Here is a 20,828-nt window from a genome sequence, read left to right on the forward strand (position 1 = left end):
ATCATTGTCCTCCTGTCGCAAGTGTCATGATGCTTTCTTGCGTCGCTTCCTGTCGTGTCAACATGCCGCTCATCTTGCCTTCGCGCATGACGTAGACCCGGTCGCTCATCCCGAGAATCTCCGGGAGGTCCGAGCTGACCATGATGATCGCGACACCCGCCGCAGCGAGTTCGTTCATGATGAGGTAAATCTCTTTCTTTGCCCCGACGTCGACACCACGTGTCGGTTCGTCGAGGATCAAGACTTTTGGTTGTGTCCCGAGCCACTTCGCGAGGACGACCTTCTGTTGGTTCCCACCAGACAGTGATTTCGCCGGCTGGTCCATCGAGCTGTGCCGGACCGAGAGCGACTTCAAATATCCTTCTGCGAAATCGCGTTCTGCCTGATCCTTGATGACACCGGATCTTGATAACGAACGAATCGTCGGCAGCGAGATGTTCTCACGCAGTGAAAAGTCGAGGAACAATCCTTCACCTTTGCGGTCCTCGGTCAAAAAGCCGATGCCCTGGCGGATCGCATCATACGGTGTCTTAATCTTCAGCGACTGTCCGTTCAGTTCGATTGTTCCCTCTTTCAGGCGATCGACCCCGAACAGCCCGCGCATGACTTCCGTCCGCCCGGCCCCCATCAAACCTGAAAAGCCGATGATTTCACCAGCCTTGACGGAGAACGAGACATCGTCGAACCGTTTCCCGCTCGCCTGTTTGACTTCGAGAACAGTCGCACCGATCGACACGTCACGGTCCGGATACCGTTCACCCATCTCACGACCGACCATCTCCCGGACGATCTGTTCGAACGATGTCTCGGGAATCGCGTGTGTCGAGACGGAGATCCCGTCCCGTAAGACCGTGATCCGGTCGCAGAGCTCGAAGATTTCCTCCATCCGGTGTGAGATATAGACGATCGAGACACCTTGGTTGCGCAGTGCCGTTGCGACGCTGAATAAGGCGCGAATTTCCCGCTCCGTCAGTGCGGCTGTCGGTTCATCCATGATGATGACCTTCGCGTCCGTCATCAAAGCTTTTGCGATCTCGATCATCTGTTGTTGACCGACCGATAACGTCCGGGCAAGTTGATCGACATCCATGAAGACGTTCAATTCGGCGAGTTCACGTTCTGCCTGCCGCTTCATCTCCCCTTGCTTGAGAATCCCGAAGCGTGACTTCAACTCTCGTCCGAGGAACAGGTTCTCCGTCACCGTTAAATCCGGGAGGATGTTCAGCTCCTGGTGGATGAAGGCAATCCCCGCCTCTTCGGCAAGTTTCGGATTCTTATATTCGACGTCCTGTCCATCGACGCGGATCGTGCCTGCATCCGCTTTATGGACACCGGTCAAAATCTTCATCAGCGTCGATTTCCCGGCACCGTTCTCTCCCATCAAGGCGTGGATCTCACCCGCAGCGAGTTCGAAGTCGACACCTTTCAGGACGGGAACAGGACCGAATGCTTTTTTGATACCTGTCATCTCGATACGCATTACTCGACCCCCTTAAAAGATTACGCCGGAATGGAAGATGACATTTGCGTACGGTGTCGCTTCCCCGGTCCGGATGATGACCTTCGCCTGCTGCGTCAATTTCTTGAACTCTTCATGCGAGACGAACGCCGTCTCGATCTGCATGGCTTCGAGTTGCTCGAGGACATCCGGATTCGCTTCTTTGATTTCTGTCGCCAGTGTCAGTTGTTCGATCGCCATGTCACCGGCGACGACACGGACGACGTCGAGGAATGACGGTGTGCCGAGTTCCAGTGCTAAATCGATTCGGGCGACCCCGTCTGGAATCGGTAAGCCGCAATCGGCGATAACGATCGTATCGGTATGACCGAGATCGGTCAGGACCTTGCTGATATGACTGTTTAAGATACCGTGTTTCTTCATGCGTCTCCCTCCATCTGTTCCCGTGTTGGCATGCCGCCTTGAGCGCCAAGAGCGCGAATCGATAAGCCGGCTGCCCGGTTCGCGAAACGAATCGCTTCGACGAGCGATTGTCCTTCCGTTAAGGCAACGGCTAAGGCGCCGTTGAACGTATCCCCTGCTCCTGTCGTATCAACGACGGTCGTCTCGATCGCTGGAATCGTCACGATCGACTCACCGTCGTAGAAGCGTGCCCCGCGACTGCCTTCGGTCACGATCAATTTATTCGGATATTCCATCAACCAATGTTCGATTGGCTGGTCTTGTCCGAAGATCAAGCCACATTCATGTTCGTTTGGCGTTAAGTATGTGACGTGTTCAATCAATTCCGGACTGAGTGACATCGCCGGTGCTGGATTCAAGACGACTGGAATGCCGGCTGCATGTGCTTCGCGAGCAACGGTCTCGACCGTTTCGATTGGAATCTCGAGCTGTAGTAAGATGATTTCACTGTCTGCGAGAATCGGCGCGAGTGTATCATCCGCAAATTTCACATGTTGATTAGCAGACTGAACGACGACGATCGAGTTATCGCCTTCAGCGAGCGTGATATGTGCCGTTCCCGTCCGTTCGCCTTCAATCGTTTGCAAGTGTGTCGTCTGTACTCCTTGCGTTTTGAAGTTTTCGCGAATCGCTTCACCGTTTGCGTCACTGCCGACGCAACCGATCATTTCGACGGTACTGCCGAGACGCGCGACCGCCACTGCTTGGTTCGCCCCTTTTCCGCCCGGTACGGTATGAAAGGCATCCCCGATGACCGTTTCGCCTGCGCCTGGGCGGCGTTTACTTTCGACGACGAGATCCATCGAGATACTGCCGATGACACTGATTTGTTTCATGCTTCCTCATCCTTCCGTTTCGTCGTTTCCCGTTCGATGATCTCAACTGTCAACTCATGATGAACGGCGGCAATCGGTGTGCCTTCAATCCGCTGAATCAAAAGTTTCGCCGCCAGTTCTCCCATTTGATAGATCGGCTGCGCAATCGTCGTCAACGGTGGTGAAATCATTTGTCCGAGTTCGATGCCGTCATAGCCGATCACTTGTAGCTCGTCCGGAATCGTGATCCCGCGTTCCGCAGCGACTTGCACCGTTGCTGCAGCGATGACATCGCTCGCGGCAAAAATGCCGTTGCAGTGATAGTGATCAAAGAGATAGTTCGCGGCATCGAGCGCTCCTTGAAAGTGGAACGGTGACTCGATGCTTGCGACGAGATGGGTTCCGGCGACTTCCTCAAAGCCGTCCCGGCGTTTCTTGATCGTCGGGAGTTTCGAGGGACCGCTGATAACTGCTAGCTCCGTCGCACCAGAAGCAAGTAAGAATGATGCTGCCTTCTTCCCGCCTTCGTATCCGTTTGAGGTCACCGTCGGAATCGCTCCTTGTAACACACGGTCTAACGCTACGACCGGCACTTCGAGTTCTTCATAGTTCGGATTATTCGAGTAGTTCGTCGTGATGATCAATCCGTCGACATGCATCGCCTCGAGTGACTTGATATATTCGCGTTCTTTCTGAAACTGTTCGTCTGTGTTACACAAAATGACCTGAAAACCATGTTGATGTGCCATATCTTCCACAGCCCGTGCGAGTTGTGGGAAGAACGGATTCGTGATGTCGGGAACGATCAAACCGATCAGTCCGGACCGCTTTTGGAACAACGATCTCGCGACCCGGTTTGGTCGATAATCCAATTGTTTGATTGCCTGAAGCACCGCCTTACGCGATTTCTCACTGACATAACCCTTTTCGTTCATGACGCGTGAGACCGTCGCGACGGAGACATGTGCCGCTTTCGCTACTTCCCGGATGGTCGACATGTTTCGCCACCTCTTTCTTTTGATAACGCTTACAAGAATCATCATATTGTGTAACCGGTTACACATCAATCTTTTTTCTTTAAAATATATTTTATTTTTTTCGAGTCCTTGGATTGGACCATAAAAAAAGAAGCCTGACACCGCATCAGACTTACGATCATTCCATATGATCATGCACGAATCATATCTTAAATAAAGACGATCAATGAGAGACCAATCAAAATATTAATGAATCCTAATCCGTCGGTCGCTTTCGTGTACAGTGACGGTTTATCTTTTTTGACGCTGTCATTCAGGAACATCAATGTCACGGCAATGACGGTCGTGATGCCGAGTGGCGCATTTAAAAAACTATCGGAATACGTAAATAAGTTATTCGTAATATAGAGACTATTTAAGACAGATAAACCAAACAACACTTTATGCACGAAACTCACTCCTATAATCATCAGGATCTTACGAAACCAACTAAGATCTGATTTCGCTCTCCCTCTATTATAGAATATTCTTCCAGTTACTCTCCCTTACACTATTGAAAGAAAGTATTTGGATGCATACGCAAATACACCGCAAGACAGCGTCACGCCATCTTACGGTGTATTTCTTGTCCTCTCAGTAGCACGTTAGGTTAGATTGTTGATTTCCGAAAAAGACGGAAACTCCTGCGGGAAGAGCGGAATAGGTAAGACCCCGCAGGAGCACACGCGACAAGGAGACTTGCCTTCCGTCCGCGGAAAGCGACGTCTTGGACGGAAATTCATGAACAATCGGAGTCTAACTGACAAGACTTTCATCTCTTTGCTTTCCCGGCTCTTTTTCGCTCCACGAACAAACGTCGAATCAAAGCAACAATGAACGCAACAATTGCTAGCGGCTCAAATAAATAAATCAATAGGAACGTGACATCGATGACGGCATCCTCCGGATTATAACGGATGATATAGAGCGCACCGGGTAAGATGGCAATCAGTCCGCCAATTCCGAGTGCCGTTCCCAAAATCAGACTCTGACGTGAAAATCGGCTCGTGATTTGATACAAACCGATGAATAGTATGAGTTCCGTAAAATAGATGAGGCGCAACGGGATGTCACCAATCGACGTATCAAGCCCTAAAAACAAAAACCGAAATAGCATGTCGATTCCCCCTTCCCTCTAGTTCTACCCCGAACAGCGTCCTCGTAATGCTTCATTTCCAGTTTCCCTGCATATCCTCGCTTCAATTAGGGAATAGCTAGAGAGTTACAGTCACATACAGAGAGTTGGGATCGGATGAAAGAAGAACACTCGATGAGGGTCGTCAGTTGTCTGAATGATTATTTCGAACGTCATCAGCAGCCTCTTCAAGTCGACCTATTGCGGGGGCTACCGCCGATCGTATTATTATTACGCGACGATGCGAAGCGCGCCTTTCCAAAGGAAGCGAACCTGCATGATGAATTATTACAGGATATTAAGCGTCTCGTTCAAGAATGTCTGGAGCCGGATACACTACGTGAACTTGGAATCGATGTAGATCTCCCAGATTTTTTCGTGACCCGTGCACCCCTTCATTCCCCTCATCATTATCTCGTTACGTTTATTGAAGATTGATTTCATATTAAAAAGTAGCTATTTCTTCCATCACGTGCACGTGTTTGCGTGAAAGAAGAAATAGCTGCTTTTTTATAGACGTAAAAAACCGGTAGAGCCGAAGCACTACCGGTTATACTTCTATGAAGAAGATTCCTTAATTCTCGACCTCAAGAATCGCTTCGATTTCGGCTTCTACTTCTTTGTTGACCATTTGTGAACGTTTTTTTCGTAACTCCAGATCCATTTCCTGATCGATGAAATGGTTCGTATGTTTATCAAAACAATCAAAACAAATCGGATAAAAGTCTTTTGCTTCTTTGTTCAATGAGTTGAATTCCCACGTATCGAGTTCCAAGTAACTGACTTGGTTGTTCGTTTCAGTTCCACAGATTTCACACTTCATGTTCATTGCCTCCTTAGACGTCGAGATTCGCTTTTTCGAGTTGGCGTTCCTGACGTTCCTTGATGCGCTTCAAACGTCCGTGATACTTCATGATGTTCGCTTGAGATTGTTTCGCTTCGTCAGTTGTCGGTTCTAAATCAGCGATGCCCCAGAATTTGACGACGACGTCTAATACTTGGTCGAAGTATTGGAGTGGTCCATAGTTCGTATCAACAGCAATCGTCTTCATGCGTTCCGTAAAATCAGGCATGACAGCACCTGGCATCGAGAAGTTGATGATGACGTCTTCGAAGAAGACGATGAAGTTCGGGTCAAGCTCTAGGTGTGCTTTGACCGTGTCACGATAGAACGCATAATGCAGTGCTTCGTCCTTCGCTAGACGACGGAGTAGCGTTGCCAAATCCTTGTCATGCGCCCCTGCGATTTTCGCCACGTTGTTATAAAAGACAAGTGTCGCTAACTCTTGCAGTGACGTATATGCCATCGTCGCTAGCGGGTTCGTGAAGTCCGGGAACCAGCCGTTCTCAACGACGCGTCTTCTTAACTGATGGAGTCGCGTTGGATTGACGTTTCGCGTGACGAGTAAATACGTCTCGAGTAAGTTCGAGTGCTGGTCTTCTTCTGCTGTCCATGTCCGGACGAAGTCATTGATGACTTCCATCGAGTTCTTGAATGTATAGTCTAAGTGTGACGTATACCATGGTAAGTTGACTTCTGTCAGTAATGCCGTCTCAATTGCTACGATAACACCTTCTGGAAGCGTGACTTGGCTCTCATCCCAAGGAACGCGTTTAAACGACATCGCCTTATCCCATGGAATGAACTCGTGGTAGCTCCAGTCAATATTAGCTGAACGTTCCTTATGCAGTCGATATAACTCTTGAATACGTGGTTCTAAACGGATATCTAAATCTGAATTTAACATGATCGTATCTCCTTTAAACGTATTTTTCACCTTCATTGATTAAGGTGTAATTAATCGCTATAACTATTTAATTTGCACTTATTTATGAGTATAACATTTTAGCCGTCTAATGAGATAAATCAATTTTTTGACAGTTCATTTTAGTTTTGATGACAAAAGGGATTTTCGCGTTTGACATCGCTTGATATGTAAAAAAAACCTCCTATCCGTGTGTACGTATCACACGAATAGGAGGTTTTCCTTATAGCTTGTTCAAACAATCAACCTGAAATTACTTCTTGAGGTTGTAGAATGATTTGATTCCGTCGTAGACAGCAACGTCTGAAAGCATGTCTTCGATGCGGAGAAGTTGGTTGTATTTCGCGATACGGTCTGTACGTGAAAGTGAACCCGTTTTGATTTGACCAGCGTTTGTCGCAACAGCGATGTCAGCGATCGTTGAATCTTCAGTTTCACCAGAACGGTGAGAAACGACAGCTGTGTAACCAGCTTTTTTAGCCATTTCGATTGCGTCGAATGTTTCAGTCAACGTACCGATTTGGTTAACTTTGATGAGGATCGAGTTCGCGATGCCTTTTTCGATACCTTCAGCAAGTTTCTCAGTGTTCGTTACGAACAAGTCATCCCCAACGAGTTGGACTTTGTGTCCGATACGATCTGTAAGAAGTTTGTGACCATCCCAGTCGTTTTCGTCACAGCCATCTTCGATTGAGATGATTGGGTATTTGTCAACGAGTTGTGCGTAGAATTCAACAAGCTCTTCTGTTGAGAGGACTTTGCCTTCGCCAGCGAGGTTGTATGTTCCAGCTGCTTTATCGTAGAACTCAGAAGAAGCGACGTCCATTGCCAGGTAAACATCTTCGCCTGCTTTGTAGCCAGCTTTTTCGATTGCTTCAAGGATAACTGTGATTGCTTCTTCGTTTGATTTCAAGTTTGGAGCGAATCCACCCTCGTCACCAACTGCTGTGTTAAGACCCATTCCGCTAAGAACTGATTTCAACGCGTGGAAGATTTCAGCACCCATACGAAGTGCTTCTTTGAATGTTGGAGCACCGACAGGCATGATCATGAACTCTTGGAAGTCCACGTTGTTGTCTGCGTGTGATCCACCGTTGATGATGTTCATCATTGGAGTTGGTAATGTTTTCGCGTTAAATCCACCGAGGTATGTGTAGAGTGGAAGACCAAGCTCATCTGCAGCAGCACGTGCAGCAGCCATAGAAACACCAAGGATTGCGTTAGCACCGAAGTTACCTTTGTTTTTCGTACCGTCGAGATCGATCATCTTTTTGTCGATTCCAGCTTGGTCGAAGACATCGTAACCGATGATTTCTGGTGCGATTTTTTCGTTGACGTTGTCAACAGCTTTCAAAACACCTTTTCCGAGGTAACGTGCTTTGTCGCCATCACGGAGTTCGACTGCTTCGTGCTCACCAGTTGATGCACCTGATGGTACGAGTGCGCGACCGAAACCGCCATCTTCTGTATAAACTTCTACTTCTACTGTTGGGTTACCGCGTGAATCAAGAATCTCGCGTGCGTAAATCTCTGTAATCATTGACATTTAAATTCGCTCCTTTTGTGTGTAAGAAATATGTGGTGTAGCTACTTCGATCGACGGGATTATTTCTTCAAAACGATCGATTTACCAGTCATCTCTGCTGGTTGGTCTGCTCCGAGGAGATCAAGGACCGTTGGTGCGAGATCAGCGAGTGCACCTGTGAGTGGTTCAAGGAGTTCAACGTCCTCGACCGTCACGATACATGGAACGGGTTCTGTCGTATGCGCCGTCATCTTACTGCCGTCCGCATTGAGGACTTTATCCGCGTTCCCGTGGTCAGCCGTGATGACTGCCGCGCCGCCTTTGCTGAGAATCAAGTCAACGACTTTCCCAAGACACTCATCGACAGCTTCGATCGCCTTTTTCGTCGGCTCGAGCATACCCGAGTGACCGACCATATCCGGGTTAGCGAAGTTGAGGATGATCGCGTCGTGTTTGTCCGAGTTGATTGCGTCGACGAGGGCATCTGTGACTTCATAGACGCTCATCTCCGGTTTCAAGTCGTATGTCGCGACTTTTGGTGAAGGGATCAAGATCCGATCTTCCCCTTCGTATGGTTCTTCACGTTGTCCGTTGAAGAAGAACGTGACGTGCGGATACTTTTCCGTTTCCGCGATGCGTAGCTGTTTGAGACCTTGTTTTGACAATGTCTCACCAAGCGTGTTCTTGATGTCTTCAGGCGGGAAGACGATGTCCGTATCAATCGCATCCGAGTACTTCGTCATTGAGACGAGTAGCAGGTTCTTCGGTGCGTTGTCTGGAATTTCGAAGCCGTTGAAGCCACCTTTTTCTTTGTAGACTTTCGAAAGCTGAATCGCACGGTCAGGACGATAGTTGAAGAACACGATCGCATCGTTATCGTGGATCGGTGCGACTGGCGTACCGTCTTCCTGCACGACAACAGTTGGTTCGATGAACTCATCCGTTACGTCTTGTTTGTACGAAGCTTCAACCATGCCGATTGGATCCTTCGTCGTCGGACCTTCACCGAACGTGATGGCGTCATAGACTTTCTTGACGCGTTCCCAACGGTTATCGCGATCCATCGCATAGTAGCGACCAGAGATACTCGCGAATTGTCCAACATTCAATTCATCCATCTTCGCTTGCGCGTCACGGAGGAAACCAGCGCCCGATTGTGGGTCGCAGTCACGACCGTCCGTGAAAGCATGGAGGTAGACTTTTTCGATTTCGTGAAGTTTCGCGAATTCGAGCACCGCATATAAGTGGTTGATGTGACTGTGGATTCCACCGTCAGAGACCAAACCGAAGATATGAAGCGCTGAACCATATTTCTTCACGTGACCTGCCGCATCGTTCATCGCTTGACGCGAGAAGAACGAGCGATCCTTGACCGCGTTGTTGATTCGGGATAGCGATTGATAGACGACGCGACCTGCACCGATGTTCAGGTGACCCACTTCTGAGTTCCCCATTTGACCTTCAGGCAAACCGACGTATTCGCCTTTCGCATTCAACAACGTATGCGGGTATTGACCCCAGTAACGGTCGAAGTTCGGTTTGTTTGCCGCCGTAACGGCATTTCCGAACTCCTCGTCACGCATACCAAAACCATCAAGGATGATCAGTGCGACTGGACGTTTTTTCATTTAAATCGCCTCCAACAGTTTGAGGAACGATCCTGTCTCAAGACTTGCACCGCCGACGAGCGCGCCGTCGATGTCTGGTTGAGCCATATATTCTTTGATGTTTTCCGGTTTGACGCTACCACCGTATTGGATGCGGACAGCTTCTGCTGCTTCAGCACCGAATTCAGCTGCAACGACGTCACGGACGAATTTACAAGAATCTTGTGCATCTTGTTCTGTCGCTGATTTACCTGTTCCGATTGCCCAGACAGGCTCGTAAGCGACGACGAGATTTTTCACTTGGTCGACAGTAAGACCTTTAAGGCTGTTTGCTGTCTGTTCGCGGATGACGTCTTCGAACTTGCCGCCTTCACGCTCTTCCAGTGTTTCACCTACACAAACGATTGGAACGAGGCCGTGCTCGAACGCTTTTTTCGCTTTGCTGTTGATGAACGCATCTGTTTCGCCGAAGTACTCACGACGCTCAGAGTGACCGAGGATGACGTATGTCACGTCGAGTTCTTTGAGCATGAGCGGGCTGATTTCACCAGTGAACGCACCGCTCTCTTTGTCGTACATGTTTTGAGCACCGATCTTAAGATCCGTACCAGCTGCTGCTTCTGTCAAGTGTGCCAAGAATACTGCTGGCGCACAGACGGCTGCGTCGACTGTCGTCGAAGCAGGTACAGCTCCTTTGACTTCCTCAACGAATGCGACTGCATCCTTGAGCGTCAGATTCATCTTCCAGTTACCTGCGATAATTGGTTTACGCATTGAGAAACACTCCCTTGTGAACTTAGATTACTTGTCGTTTAGCGCTTCGACACCAGGAAGAGCTTTCCCTTCCATGAATTCGAGACTTGCTCCACCACCTGTAGAGATGTGGCTCATTTTGTCAGCAAGACCGAATTTCTCTGCCGCAGCAGCTGAGTCGCCACCGCCGATGATTGAGTACGCATCGCTGTCCGCAAGAGCTTGCGCGACACCTTTTGTACCGTTTGCGTATTTATCGAGTTCGAATACGCCCATCGGTCCGTTCCAGACGACGAGTTTCGAGTTCTTGATTGCCTCTGCATAGAGTTCAACCGTTTTTGGACCGATATCAAGTGACATGTGATCTGCTGGGATCTCTGTGATGTCACGTGGTCCGACATATGTTTCTTCTCCGAATTCCTTCGTGATGACGCAGTCGATTGGCATAAGGAACTTAACGCCTTTTTCTTCTGCCTTCTTCATGAATTCCTTCGCTTGGTCGATTTTGTCGACCTCAAGAAGTGAAGTACCGACTTCGATACCACGAGCTGTGAGGAACGTGTACGATAAGCCGCCACCGATGATCAACGTATCGACGATGTCGAGTAAGTGATCGATGACACCGATTTTGTCCGCTACTTTCGAACCACCGATGATTGCCGTGAACGGGCGATCTGGGTTAGAAAGAGCTTTACCGAGAACTTGAAGTTCTTTTTCGATGAGAAGACCGGCAACTGCTGTGTCGACATGGTGTGCGATACCTTCTGTCGATGCGTGTGCACGGTGTGCTGCACCGAACGCGTCGTTGACGAAGACGTCAGCGAGTTTCGCGAATCCTTTAGCGAGCTCTTCGTCATTTTTCGTTTCACCAGGGTAGAAGCGAACATTCTCTAAGACGACGACATCGCCGTTTTCGAGTTTGCTGACTGCTTCTTCTGCAACTGGACCGTATGCTTCTTCAACGAGCTTGATGTCTTTACCAAGCAATTCGCTGAGGCGTGCTACGACTGGTGCAAGTGAGAACTCAGGGTTCTTTTCGCCTTTTGGACGACCCATGTGGCTAGCGAGAATGACTTTTGCTCCGCCGTCGATCAAGTGTTTGATCGTTGGGAGTGCAGCACGGATCCGTGTGTCATCCGTGATTTTACCGTCTTCCAACGGTACGTTGAAATCCACGCGTGTAAATACGCGTTTTCCTTGTACATCGATGTCGCGAATCGATTTCTTATTCATACATTCGTCCTCCGTCTCTTACGTATAGTGAGGGGCGAATGCCCCTCCCGCTTTTTTCCGCAATAAGAGCGGAGACTGATATCGTTTCCGCTCTTATTCAATTGCTATTTAATTGCTCGAATTACTTAGCGATTTCTGCGAAGTGTTTGAGTGTACGAACGAGTTGGCTAGTGTAAGACATTTCGTTGTCATACCAAGCAACTGTTTTAACGAGTTGTTTGTCGCCGACTGTCATGACTTTCGTTTGTGTTGCATCGAAGAGTGATCCGTAAGAGATACCAACAATGTCAGAAGAAACGATTTCGTCTTCAGTGTAACCGTAAGACTCGTTAGCAGCTGCTTTCATTGCTGCGTTGACTTCTTCTACAGAAACTTTTTTGTCGAGTACAGTTACGAGCTCAGTGAGTGAACCTGTAGCAACTGGTACACGTTGTGCAGATCCATCAAGTTTACCTTGAAGTTCTGGAAGAACGAGACCGATTGCTTTTGCAGCACCAGTTGAGTTTGGAACGATGTTTGCTGCTGCCGCACGTGCACGACGGAAGTCACCTTTAGGGTGTGGAGCGTCGAGTGTGTTTTGGTCACCAGTGTAAGCGTGGATCGTAGTCATGAGACCTTCAACGATTCCGAACTGATCTTGGAGAACTTTAGCCATTGGCGCGAGACAGTTTGTAGTACAAGAAGCACCAGAGATAACTGTTTCAGTTCCGTCAAGGATTTCGTGGTTCGTGTTGAAGACGACTGTTTTCATGTCGCCAGTTGCAGGTGCAGAGATAACGACTTTTTTAGCGCCAGCTTTTAAGTGAAGCTCAGCTTTTTCTTTGTCTGTGAAGAAACCAGTACATTCGAGAACGATGTCAACACCGAGCTCGCCCCATGGGAGTTCTTCTGGGTTGCGGTTAGCAAGTGTTTTGATTTCTTTACCGTTGACGAGGAAGTAACCGTCGTGTACTTCAACTTCGCCGTCGAAACGACCTTGAGTCGTATCATATTTGAGAAGGTGTGCAAGCATTTTAGTGTCTGTAAGGTCGTTGATCGCGACTACTTCGATTCCATCGAATTGAAGAATTTGACGAAGTGCCAAACGTCCGATACGTCCAAATCCGTTAATACCAACTTTTACTGCCATGATAATTTTCCTCCTTTTAATGTAAAGCGAGTTATCTATTATTCAAAAGGGGGTTACCCTTTCAAAATCGAAGCTGCTGCGCCTTCATCCGTGATCAGGATGATGTCTGGCGACTGTTTGACATAGGCGTTGATCGCTTCTGCCTTCGAATGACCACCTGCGACGACGATGACGTGTTCGACTTGCTTCAAGTCATCCAGTTGGAGACCAACCGTCTTGACCCGGTGCACGATGTTCCCGTCTCGGTCGAAGTAATATCCGAATGCTTCTGCTACTGCCTGTTCATGTTCCAGTCGGGTCAGGAGATCCTCAGACGCGCGACGACGTTTTGCCATCGTTTTCGCCTCACCAATTCCATGTACCACGATTGAAGCACCTTTAATCATTTGAAGCACATTTTTTATGCTCGGCTCTTCGATCATCTTGACGAACGTCTCTGTACTGACCATGTCCGGGATGTGAAGCAGATGATAATCACTTTGAGCGCGTGACGCCATCCGTGAGCATACTGTGTTCGCTTGTAGCTCGAGCGTTTCTCCCAGTCCTCCGCGTGCCGGAACGAACGTCATCGGACGGTGTTCCTTGTCTGGCGACATCATCGCCGCGACCGAAGCCATCGTCGTACCGCCTGTGACAGCGATCGTATTGTGATGGTTTGAAGAAAGCTCTCGCTTGAGTCGTGCGACGGTCGCCCGTCCCATGTCTCGTTGTACCCAGAAGGTCTCATCGGAATCACCCGGTACGATGACGACGTCCCGTACCCCGAGTCTCTCTTTCAAGGCTTTCGCCATGTCTGAGATCCCTGCGAGTTCTCCCATGATGCTGTGCATGCTGCGAAGAACGTTTCGTCCTTCATCCGTTAAGGACATCCCTTGCGTTGCGACCTCTAGGAGGTCTTGCTGCTTCAAGAAGTCGACTTCCCGCCGTAAGACGCGTTCCGTCAAGCCAAGGCTTGTCGCAAGCGTACGTCGTCCGATCGGTTGCATTAGTCGCACATAATGAAGGATGTCGTAGCGTGTCTGCATTTCTTCGATCAGATCAGGCACGATTCGTTTTTGGATCTGGACTAACTGCCGAATCATGTATTTCCCTCTCCTCTCAAGTAGCTGGACGCTTTCTGTCCCGCATGTCATAACGTGTCCCACTTGGTACACCGTTATCATAACAGTCCGTTTCTCGCCTTGCAAGTCTCGTTTCTCAAGTTTTTTGAAGTAAGCGTTTTCTTACTGTTTCTGTCTCGATTTTGCCATAACTCCAGATTTCGCCGTCATGCATGACAACGGGAATCTCGTATAAGAACCGTAGACTGAGCGCTTCATCCTGATCAATGTTGACTTCCTCGAACGTCCATTCCGGAAACTCATCGAGTACGAAGTCGAGTAAGATGGCGGCCTCTTCACATAGCGTACATCCCGGACGTGAATAGAGTGTTAAGTGTCTGTGTCGTTTTAATCCCATTCTGATTGCGCCTTCCTTTGCTGCATCGTTTTTTTTGTTAAACCAAGCGCTGCCCGATATTTCGCAACCGTCCGTCGCGCGACTGTCAGACCGTCTGCTTGCAGGCGATCCGTTAATTGCTGATCACTTAACGGACAATCACTGTGCTGAATGTATTCGGCGATCCGCCGTTTAATCAAAAAACTCGAATCTCCGCTTGTCGTTCGTGAGACGAACAAGTCTTCTAAAGCAACGAGACCATGGACCGTCTCGACATACTTCGCAGCAATCGCTCGACCAATCGTTGACGGATGATGTCCCGTTGCTTCTGCGACTTGTTTTTTCGTCAATGGCTCAAGATGCAGTTCTCCCTTGAACCAGCGTTCTTGTCGCTCAAGCAAGACCGAGAGGATGGCATGCATCGTAACGCGACGTCGTTCGTACGCGCGCAAAAAAGGCGTTGCCTCTTTTAATTCGAGCCACGTCTGATCCGTGTCGAGTGTCATCCAGTCGATCTGAAGTTTTCCAACTAACAGGTGAATCCGCGCTTCTGCCATGACCGATCGTTCCTCTTTAGGAAGATCCGGTGTCCGGCTCAGCCGCGTCAATCGTTTTCGCAATCGTGTCCGGTCCTGTTCACTGTACTGAGCGAATACCTGACTCGCCGGAGCATGCCGCAACCGATCCGTCAGTTCGATCAATTCCGTGTCGTCTAGCTCGATCGCCTGTAACCATTGGCACTCGCGTTCCGAGCGGGCAGCGATGCCGACTGGTTCACATTGTTGTAAGAGTGTCCGTGCTTCTTTAATCGTTGCGACATTGGTCGAGAAGGATGCAGCGAGTTGCTCGTCCGATGTCCGCAATAAACCGTCCGCTTCTAAATACACGATGAGTTGTTCCGCCATATATCCTATTTCCTGTCTGACTGATTCTAAACGTATTTGTGCAAGAAGCTCGTCTTCATAGGACGCCAAATGTCCTGCCATCTGCTCGACCTCTAACGAAACCTGATTCGGGTAATGGCGGTGCAACCGTCGTTTCAACCGTCGCCATTCCTCCTCGAGCTCTGCCGCTGGTTGTTCAAGCACATGTAACTGATACTGTTGTGACGCCGATAACGTCATCTGTTGCGTCTGTTCCTGGCGTTGATCCATCGATTCCCCTCCCCCACTTCTTATTATAGAAGAAACGTTTTAAAAAACGTGCTCTGAACCCCTTTTGAGTCGCTAGAGAAAAGAAAAGTCATGCTTCCCTATTGCTTTTCTGAAAAAATGTCGCTATACTATTAATTGTTCAGTACATCAGATGCACCCGTAGCTCAGGGGATAGAGCACTGGTTTCCGGTACCAGGTGTCGGGAGTTCGAATCTCTCCGGGTGTACCATTTATTCAACCACAAGGCAATGCCAGCAATGGCGTTGCCTTTTTTCTATATTGATATGTTTCATTTGCCCTTGTAATGGAAAAATACCTAAAAGTCGCATCGTATCTTTTGACCAATATTGACCAAAGGATTATGATAAGGATAAGTCGAATAGGAAGCTACATACCAACTATAAGGAGGCAAAGACTATGTTAATTCCAACAGTCATCGAACAAACAAACCGCGGGGAACGTGCTTACGATATCTACTCACGTTTGCTAAAAGACCGCATCATTCTTCTCGGGAGCGCGATTGACGACAACGTCGCCAACTCAGTCGTTGCCCAACTTCTGTTCTTAGCAGCAGAAGATCCAGATAAAGAAATCTCGCTTTACATCAACAGCCCAGGTGGTTCGATCACTGCCGGTATGGCGATTTACGATACAATGAACTTCATCAAGCCACAAGTCTCAACGATTTGTATCGGTATGGCTGCATCGATGGGTGCGTTCTTGCTCCAAGCAGGCGCAAAAGGAAAACGTTTCGCGTTACCAAACGCTGAAATCATGATCCACCAACCACTCGGTGGTACACAAGGTCAAGCATCGGATATCAAAATCCATGCGGAGCGTATCATCAAAATGCGTGAGCACCTCAACAAAATCATGGCTGAAAACACAGGACAACCACTTGAAGTCATCGAACGCGATACAGAGCGTGACAACTTCATGTCAGCACAAGCTGCTGCTGATTACGGTCTCATCGACCGCGTCATGGAACGTGCATAAGTCATCCAGAGTGTCTCCTTCGGGAGACACTTTTTTTGTATCCATAAAGTCTTGTCGTTTATCGTTGCATACAAAAAAACCTCCCGTTCCTTATAGAACGAGAGGTCGATGATCAGTCGATCAAGTCTGTGATGTCTGAAACGATATCGTGGTTTTCACGAATCAGCGAGTAGATCGCGTTCGCATGTGGCGAAAGCTCTTCTTCTGCTTGTAATTGTTTCAGGAATAAAGATGTTGCGAACGCAACGAGTGTGCTTTTCGGTACACCGATTGATTTCGCTTTTTTTGTTAACACTTCATCAAACTTCGCATCGACTGTCAGCGAAATACGTTTCTTTTCGTTAGCCATTTCAAAAACTCCTTAATTCGAACATTTAGTTGCATCGACTATATATTATAGTAGACTATGGTTCATCCCGCAAGCGACCCTCTTATAAGGCCCCTGTCATCGACTCTCCATTCCGTACTTTTTCAGCGATTTGATCAATCTTCCGCAACCGGTGATTGATCCCTGATTTTGAGATGGAGCCGCTTTCGACCATCTCCCCGAGCTCTTGTAACGTGACGTCTTGATGTGTCACGCGCAAGATCGCGATCTCCTTCAACTTATCCGGTAAGACATCGAGCCCGACCGTCCGCTCAAGGAACTTGATGTTCTCGACTTGGCGTAATGCCGCACCGACCGTTTTGTTGAGGTTTGCCGTCTCACAGTTGACGAGACGATTGACCGAGTTACGCATGTCTTTTAAGATCCGCACATCCTCGAACCGTAGCATCGATTGTGTCGCATCAACGAGCTTGAGGAAATCGGAAATCTTCTCGCTCTCCTTGATGTAGAGGATGTGTCCCTTTTTCCGTTCGATTGCCTTCGCGTTCAAATCAAAGACGTTCGATAGACCACGGAGCGCTGCATTATGTTCTTCATATAAGCTGAAGATCTCCAAGTGATACGACGACGTCGCCGGATTGTTGAGCGAACCTCCGGCGAGGAACGCCCCTCGTAAATAAGCGCGTGCTTTTCGTTCATCGTTGAGAATCGTGTCACTGATCGAACGAATCATCGTGAATCCTTCTCCGAGGATTCCGAGGTCTTGCAAAATCTTATCCGCCTGTTGTTTGACGCGGACGATGTAGACGTTATTCTTTTTCAGACGCATTTTCTTCCGCACGAGCAGATCGAGATGGACTCCGTATGCTTTTTTCAAAAGCGAGTAGATCCGACGAGCAATCGACGCATTCTCGGTCGAGATATCGAGTGTCAGACCACGTCCGAGACCGAACGAGATCGCACCGTTCATCCGCGCGAGCGCTGCAAGTTCCGCCTTCATCTCGTGATCGGTGATCGGAATCTGCGTTAATTCTTTTTTGACTTCTGAGGCAAAGCTCATGTCAGCTCCTCCTTCCCTTCGAGTTGACGCATCCGTCGAATCGACAACACTTTTCGCATGACGAGGCTTGCGACGGCATCTGAGTCATGACGGATGAAGTGATGATTGTAATCGACGATATCGTCTGCCAGCACTTCAACGCCAGCGAGCTCGAATTGTTTTTCATTATAGGTGACGATGTCAGCGTGATCCTTTTGATATTTCTTCAGGTAACTCGCATCGATCGATTCATTATTGACGATGATCGTATCAACGACGCCTTGTCCGAGGAAGCGTTCGAGTGCCGCTAAATGTTCATTGGCAGTGAACGCCGTCGTCTCACCGGGTTGCGTCATGACGTTACAAATATAGACGACCGGAGCCAGTGATTGTTGGATCGCTTCCCGGATCTCATCGATCAGGACGTTCGGGATGATACTCGTATAGAGACTACCTGGACCAAGGACGATGACGTCGGCGTCAAGAATCGCCTGAATCGCTTCCGGTACCGGACGGACGTCTTGTTCCTCAAGGAAGATCCGTTCAATCTTCTTACCGACCTTCGGGATCAACGACTCGCCTTTGACGATCGTCCCGTCCTCGAACTCAGCACATAACGTGATCGTTCGTTCCGTCGCCGGATAGACCTTTCCTTCTGCGTTCAACAATTGTCCCATGACGCCGATTGCTTCGACGAACGAACCGTTACAGAGCTGGGTTGCTGCCGTCAACATCAAGTTTCCGAGCGAATGCCCGTGTAGTCCTTCCCCGGTCTCGAACCGGTACTGCATGATTCGGTCCATCAACGTCTCCGACTTCGATAAGGAAACGATGACGTTTCGGATATCGCCCGGCGGCAACATGTTGAATTCCGTCCGCAGACGACCAGAACTGCCGCCGTCATCAGCGACCGTGACGATGGCTGTGATGTCGAGCGGATAATGCTTGAGTCCACGAAGAAGCGTCGAGAGTCCTGTCCCGCCACCGACAGCGACGACTTTACGTTCCCATTTCATCACTTCTCCTCCTTCGCATGCACATAATCCCGGTGATTCGTCTCGATGTGATACTGCGTCGCAAATTCTTTACTGATCGCTTCGGCGAACGTAATCGAGCGGTGTTTCCCGCCTGTACAACCGAGGGCGATGACGAGTTGCGACTTCCCTTCCCGCTCGTATTGTGGAATCAGGAACTCGAGCAAATCGACAAGTTTTTTATAGAACAGCTTCGCTTCCGGCCACTGCATGACGTATGACGCGACTTCCTCGTCGAGTCCCGTTTTTGGACGCAGCTCTGGAATGTAGAAAGGATTCGGTAAGAAGCGCAGGTCAAAGACGAGATCGGCATCAAGCGGTAAGCCATGTTTAAAGCCGAACGACATGACGTTGACCGTGAACGGAATCCGCGTGCCTTCCGTGAATTCCTTCAAGAGACGTTCTTTCAGTGCAAGCGGCTTGATGTCACTCGTATCAATCAGCATCTGTGCCTTATCACGGAATCCTTCGAGCAACGTCCGCTCGCGTTCGATTCCGATCAACGGTGAATCCGTCGGTGCGAGCGGATGCGAACGACGCGATTCCTTGTAGCGGCGTACGAGGACATCGTTTCGTGCATCGAGGTACAACATCCGGATTTGTAAGTCGGTTTTCTTTAAATCCTCATAGACGACAAAAAAGCTGTCGATGAAATCACGCGCGCGGGTATCGATGGCAACGGCGATTTTAGGACGCACTTGTCCAATGACTTCGATGAGATGCGGCAGTAACGTCGGGGGTAAATTGTCGACACAAAAATAGCCTAAGTCCTCAAAGCTGTTCATTGCGACAGTCTTCCCAGCCCCACTCATACCCGTGATGATGACAAGTTGCGGTTGATTCTGTTCCATCTTTTCGCCCTCCAGACAACAGTTCCGTGTGTATTTTTCACTTCTTTCTCAGTATATCATAAAAAAAGAGCCAGCTTCACTGAAGTCTCCTTCAATGAAACTGGTTCGATATTATGCGTGTGAGGATTCTTGTAATTCTTCAAGCAACGCTTCGATGAAATGCTGTGCATTTTGCGCTGCAATCGAACCATCATTTGTTGCTGTAACAACTTGACGAAGTGTTTTCTCACGAACATCACCGGCAGCAAAGATGCCTTTGATGTTCGTTTCCATCGCTTCGTTCGTTACGACGTAGCCTTGGTCGTTTAAGATGCCGAGATCTTGGACGTAACCAGTGATTGGGTTCATCCCAATGTAGATGAAGACACCATCGATCGGATGCGTCGTCACGTCAGCTGTTTTTGTGTTGATTAACTCGATGCCGCCGACTTTCCCGTCTTGTTCGTTGATCTGTTTGACCGTATGGTTCCAGATGAAGTCAATTTTCGGGTTGTCGAACGCGCGTTTTTGAAGAATCTTTTGAGCGCGGAGCTCATCACGACGGTGAACGATCGTGACTTTTTTCGCGAAGCGTGTCAAGTAGACGCCTTCTTCAACGGCTGAGTCGCCTCCACCGATGACGAAGAGTTCTTTTTCTTTAAAGAACGCACCATCACAAACGGCACAGTATGAGACACCGCGACCGCCGAGCTCTTCTTCACCCGGTACGCCAATCTTTTTATATTGTGCACCAGACGCGATGATGATCGCCCGCGCGTAGTAATCTTTGTTGTGTGCATGAATCGTTTTATACGCTTTACCGTCTTCGATGCTTCGAACGTCTCCGTACGCATATTCTGCGCCGAATGCTTTCGAGTGGTCGAACATTTTTTGCGAGAGATCAGGTCCGAGGATGCTATCGTATCCTGGATAGTTCTCGATATCTTCAGTGTTCGCCATCTGACCGCCCGGAATCCCGCGTTCGATCATCAATGTCGAAAGATTCGCACGTGATGCATAAAGTGCGGCTGTCATCCCAGCAGGTCCTGCCCCGATGATGATGACGTCATAAATTTTTTGTTCTGTTTCCGCCATGATTCCACCCCATTT

At 48.8% G+C, this 20,828-nt stretch carries 22 protein-coding genes, 1 tRNA gene and 1 pseudogene; 3 read left to right on the plus strand and 21 right to left on the minus strand.

Features of this window, described 5'->3' with window-relative positions; genetic code table 11:
* Position 1: 1 nt before the first annotated feature.
* The 6 genes from KNQ08_RS09480 to KNQ08_RS09505 all read right to left on the minus strand — a co-directional run bounded on the left by KNQ08_RS09480 (position 2) and on the right by KNQ08_RS09505 (position 4,869).
* Entirely contained in the window at positions 2–1,480 is a 1,479-nt protein-coding gene (locus KNQ08_RS09480; protein WP_195864541.1) for a sugar ABC transporter ATP-binding protein, read from the minus strand.
* Between the two features lie 12 nt (positions 1,481–1,492).
* Positions 1,493–1,882, minus strand: a complete 390-nt coding sequence (gene rbsD, locus KNQ08_RS09485; RefSeq protein ID WP_214805368.1) for a D-ribose pyranase — start codon at positions 1,880–1,882, stop codon at positions 1,493–1,495.
* Positions 1,879–2,757, minus strand: a complete 879-nt coding sequence (gene rbsK / locus KNQ08_RS09490) for a ribokinase (protein WP_214805370.1) — start codon at positions 2,755–2,757, stop codon at positions 1,879–1,881. The genes rbsD and rbsK overlap by 4 nt, the downstream gene beginning before the upstream one ends.
* Positions 2,754–3,734, minus strand: a complete 981-nt coding sequence (locus KNQ08_RS09495) for a LacI family DNA-binding transcriptional regulator (protein WP_050678689.1) — start codon at positions 3,732–3,734, stop codon at positions 2,754–2,756. Before KNQ08_RS09495 ends, rbsK begins: the two co-directional genes overlap by 4 nt.
* A 188-nt stretch (positions 3,735–3,922) precedes the next feature.
* Positions 3,923–4,162, minus strand: a complete 240-nt coding sequence (locus KNQ08_RS09500; RefSeq protein WP_029342472.1) for a hypothetical protein — start codon at positions 4,160–4,162, stop codon at positions 3,923–3,925.
* A gap of 362 nt (positions 4,163–4,524) precedes the next feature.
* A complete protein-coding gene (locus tag KNQ08_RS09505; protein ID WP_058704563.1) occupies positions 4,525–4,869 on the minus strand; it encodes a hypothetical protein in 345 nt (114 codons plus the stop codon).
* A gap of 153 nt (positions 4,870–5,022) precedes the next feature.
* On the opposite strand from KNQ08_RS09505, the gene KNQ08_RS09510 reads away from it, so the two are divergent.
* Positions 5,023–5,325, plus strand: a complete 303-nt coding sequence (locus KNQ08_RS09510; RefSeq protein ID WP_235609834.1) for a hypothetical protein — start codon at positions 5,023–5,025, stop codon at positions 5,323–5,325.
* A 136-nt stretch (positions 5,326–5,461) separates the two neighbouring features.
* On the opposite strand, the gene KNQ08_RS09515 is transcribed toward KNQ08_RS09510, so the two are convergent.
* The 10 genes from KNQ08_RS09515 to KNQ08_RS09560 form a co-directional block, all read right to left on the minus strand.
* Positions 5,462–5,710 carry a hypothetical protein gene (locus KNQ08_RS09515; RefSeq protein ID WP_231925650.1) on the minus strand — a complete coding sequence of 83 codons (249 nt, stop codon included), beginning with the start codon at positions 5,708–5,710 and terminating at the stop codon, positions 5,462–5,464.
* A gap of 13 nt (positions 5,711–5,723) precedes the next feature.
* Positions 5,724–6,635 (minus strand): acyl-ACP desaturase, encoded by a 912-nt coding sequence (locus KNQ08_RS09520; RefSeq protein ID WP_149427767.1) that lies wholly within the window; start codon positions 6,633–6,635, stop codon positions 5,724–5,726.
* 271 nt (positions 6,636–6,906) lie between these two features.
* Positions 6,907–8,199 (minus strand): phosphopyruvate hydratase, encoded by a 1,293-nt coding sequence (gene eno / locus KNQ08_RS09525; protein ID WP_023469213.1) that lies wholly within the window; start codon positions 8,197–8,199, stop codon positions 6,907–6,909.
* A 59-nt stretch (positions 8,200–8,258) separates the two neighbouring features.
* Positions 8,259–9,806 carry a 2,3-bisphosphoglycerate-independent phosphoglycerate mutase gene (gene gpmI, locus KNQ08_RS09530; protein ID WP_214723889.1) on the minus strand — a complete coding sequence of 516 codons (1,548 nt, stop codon included), beginning with the start codon at positions 9,804–9,806 and terminating at the stop codon, positions 8,259–8,261.
* Positions 9,807–10,559, minus strand: a complete 753-nt coding sequence (gene tpiA, locus KNQ08_RS09535; protein ID WP_023469215.1) for a triose-phosphate isomerase — start codon at positions 10,557–10,559, stop codon at positions 9,807–9,809.
* Between the two features lie 27 nt (positions 10,560–10,586).
* The gene (locus KNQ08_RS09540) at positions 10,587–11,771 is read right to left on the minus strand and encodes a phosphoglycerate kinase (protein ID WP_035396304.1); all 1,185 of its coding nucleotides are present in this window, start codon (positions 11,769–11,771) and stop codon (positions 10,587–10,589) included.
* 121 nt (positions 11,772–11,892) lie between these two features.
* Positions 11,893–12,900 (minus strand): type I glyceraldehyde-3-phosphate dehydrogenase, encoded by a 1,008-nt coding sequence (gene gap / locus KNQ08_RS09545; protein WP_023469217.1) that lies wholly within the window; start codon positions 12,898–12,900, stop codon positions 11,893–11,895.
* Positions 12,901–12,953: 53 nt separating this feature from the next.
* Positions 12,954–13,979, minus strand: coding sequence for a sugar-binding transcriptional regulator (locus tag KNQ08_RS09550; RefSeq protein WP_214805754.1), 1,026 nt, complete (start codon positions 13,977–13,979; stop codon positions 12,954–12,956).
* Positions 13,980–14,097: 118 nt separating this feature from the next.
* Positions 14,098–14,358 carry a glutaredoxin family protein gene (locus KNQ08_RS09555; RefSeq protein ID WP_214805372.1) on the minus strand — a complete coding sequence of 87 codons (261 nt, stop codon included), beginning with the start codon at positions 14,356–14,358 and terminating at the stop codon, positions 14,098–14,100.
* On the minus strand, positions 14,349–15,491 hold the full coding sequence (locus KNQ08_RS09560; protein ID WP_214805374.1) for an RNA polymerase factor sigma-54: 1,143 nt from the start codon (positions 15,489–15,491) through the stop codon (positions 14,349–14,351). Before KNQ08_RS09560 ends, KNQ08_RS09555 begins: the two co-directional genes overlap by 10 nt.
* A 153-nt stretch (positions 15,492–15,644) precedes the next feature.
* Between KNQ08_RS09560 and KNQ08_RS09565 the strand changes: the two genes are divergently transcribed.
* A tRNA-Arg gene (locus KNQ08_RS09565) sits at positions 15,645–15,720 on the plus strand.
* 182 nt (positions 15,721–15,902) lie between these two features.
* Positions 15,903–16,487 (plus strand): annotated as a pseudogene (gene clpP / locus KNQ08_RS09570) (ATP-dependent Clp endopeptidase proteolytic subunit ClpP); the annotation flags it as partial.
* Between the two features lie 112 nt (positions 16,488–16,599).
* Here the strand turns inward: clpP and KNQ08_RS09575 are convergent.
* From KNQ08_RS09575 to trxB, 5 genes are all read right to left on the minus strand, one after another.
* On the minus strand, positions 16,600–16,836 hold the full coding sequence (locus KNQ08_RS09575; RefSeq protein WP_023469221.1) for a hypothetical protein: 237 nt from the start codon (positions 16,834–16,836) through the stop codon (positions 16,600–16,602).
* An 82-nt stretch (positions 16,837–16,918) separates the two neighbouring features.
* Entirely contained in the window at positions 16,919–17,875 is a 957-nt protein-coding gene (gene whiA, locus KNQ08_RS09580; protein WP_023469222.1) for a DNA-binding protein WhiA, read from the minus strand.
* A complete protein-coding gene (locus KNQ08_RS09585) occupies positions 17,872–18,870 on the minus strand; it encodes a gluconeogenesis factor YvcK family protein (protein ID WP_035409984.1) in 999 nt (332 codons plus the stop codon). The genes whiA and KNQ08_RS09585 overlap by 4 nt, the downstream gene beginning before the upstream one ends.
* On the minus strand, positions 18,870–19,739 hold the full coding sequence (gene rapZ / locus KNQ08_RS09590) for an RNase adapter RapZ (RefSeq protein WP_050678698.1): 870 nt from the start codon (positions 19,737–19,739) through the stop codon (positions 18,870–18,872). The genes KNQ08_RS09585 and rapZ overlap by 1 nt, the downstream gene beginning before the upstream one ends.
* A gap of 111 nt (positions 19,740–19,850) precedes the next feature.
* Positions 19,851–20,813: a thioredoxin-disulfide reductase gene (trxB, locus tag KNQ08_RS09595; RefSeq protein ID WP_023469225.1), complete on the minus strand. Its 963-nt coding sequence runs from the start codon at positions 20,811–20,813 to the stop codon at positions 19,851–19,853.
* Between the last annotated feature and the right edge of the window lie 15 nt (positions 20,814–20,828).

It is taken from the genome of Exiguobacterium sp. s46 (genome assembly GCF_018618875.1).
Classification (GTDB): domain Bacteria; phylum Bacillota; class Bacilli; order Exiguobacteriales; family Exiguobacteriaceae; genus Exiguobacterium_A; species Exiguobacterium_A abrahamii.

Coding starts and splice junctions, on each gene's coding strand:
- rbsD (WP_214805368.1), bottom strand. CDS start 1,882: ATGAAGAAACACGGTATCTTAAACAGTCATATCAGCAAGGTCCTGACC.
- KNQ08_RS09520 (WP_149427767.1), bottom strand. CDS start 6,635: ATGTTAAATTCAGATTTAGATATCCGTTTAGAACCACGTATTCAAGAG.
- gpmI (WP_214723889.1), bottom strand. CDS start 9,806: ATGAAAAAACGTCCAGTCGCACTGATCATCCTTGATGGTTTTGGTATG.
- eno (WP_023469213.1), bottom strand. CDS start 8,199: ATGTCAATGATTACAGAGATTTACGCACGCGAGATTCTTGATTCACGC.
- KNQ08_RS09510 (WP_235609834.1), top strand. CDS start 5,023: ATGAGGGTCGTCAGTTGTCTGAATGATTATTTCGAACGTCATCAGCAG.
- KNQ08_RS09575 (WP_023469221.1), bottom strand. CDS start 16,836: ATGGCTAACGAAAAGAAACGTATTTCGCTGACAGTCGATGCGAAGTTT.
- KNQ08_RS09555 (WP_214805372.1), bottom strand. CDS start 14,358: ATGGGATTAAAACGACACAGACACTTAACACTCTATTCACGTCCGGGA.
- KNQ08_RS09585 (WP_035409984.1), bottom strand. CDS start 18,870: ATGAAATGGGAACGTAAAGTCGTCGCTGTCGGTGGCGGGACAGGACTC.
- rapZ (WP_050678698.1), bottom strand. CDS start 19,739: ATGGAACAGAATCAACCGCAACTTGTCATCATCACGGGTATGAGTGGG.
- rbsK (WP_214805370.1), bottom strand. CDS start 2,757: ATGAAACAAATCAGTGTCATCGGCAGTATCTCGATGGATCTCGTCGTC.
- trxB (WP_023469225.1), bottom strand. CDS start 20,813: ATGGCGGAAACAGAACAAAAAATTTATGACGTCATCATCATCGGGGCA.
- KNQ08_RS09495 (WP_050678689.1), bottom strand. CDS start 3,734: ATGTCGACCATCCGGGAAGTAGCGAAAGCGGCACATGTCTCCGTCGCG.
- KNQ08_RS09560 (WP_214805374.1), bottom strand. CDS start 15,491: ATGGATCAACGCCAGGAACAGACGCAACAGATGACGTTATCGGCGTCA.
- whiA (WP_023469222.1), bottom strand. CDS start 17,875: ATGAGCTTTGCCTCAGAAGTCAAAAAAGAATTAACGCAGATTCCGATC.
- KNQ08_RS09505 (WP_058704563.1), bottom strand. CDS start 4,869: ATGCTATTTCGGTTTTTGTTTTTAGGGCTTGATACGTCGATTGGTGAC.
- KNQ08_RS09540 (WP_035396304.1), bottom strand. CDS start 11,771: ATGAATAAGAAATCGATTCGCGACATCGATGTACAAGGAAAACGCGTA.
- tpiA (WP_023469215.1), bottom strand. CDS start 10,559: ATGCGTAAACCAATTATCGCAGGTAACTGGAAGATGAATCTGACGCTC.
- gap (WP_023469217.1), bottom strand. CDS start 12,900: ATGGCAGTAAAAGTTGGTATTAACGGATTTGGACGTATCGGACGTTTG.
- KNQ08_RS09480 (WP_195864541.1), bottom strand. CDS start 1,480: ATGCGTATCGAGATGACAGGTATCAAAAAAGCATTCGGTCCTGTTCCC.
- KNQ08_RS09515 (WP_231925650.1), bottom strand. CDS start 5,710: ATGAAGTGTGAAATCTGTGGAACTGAAACGAACAACCAAGTCAGTTAC.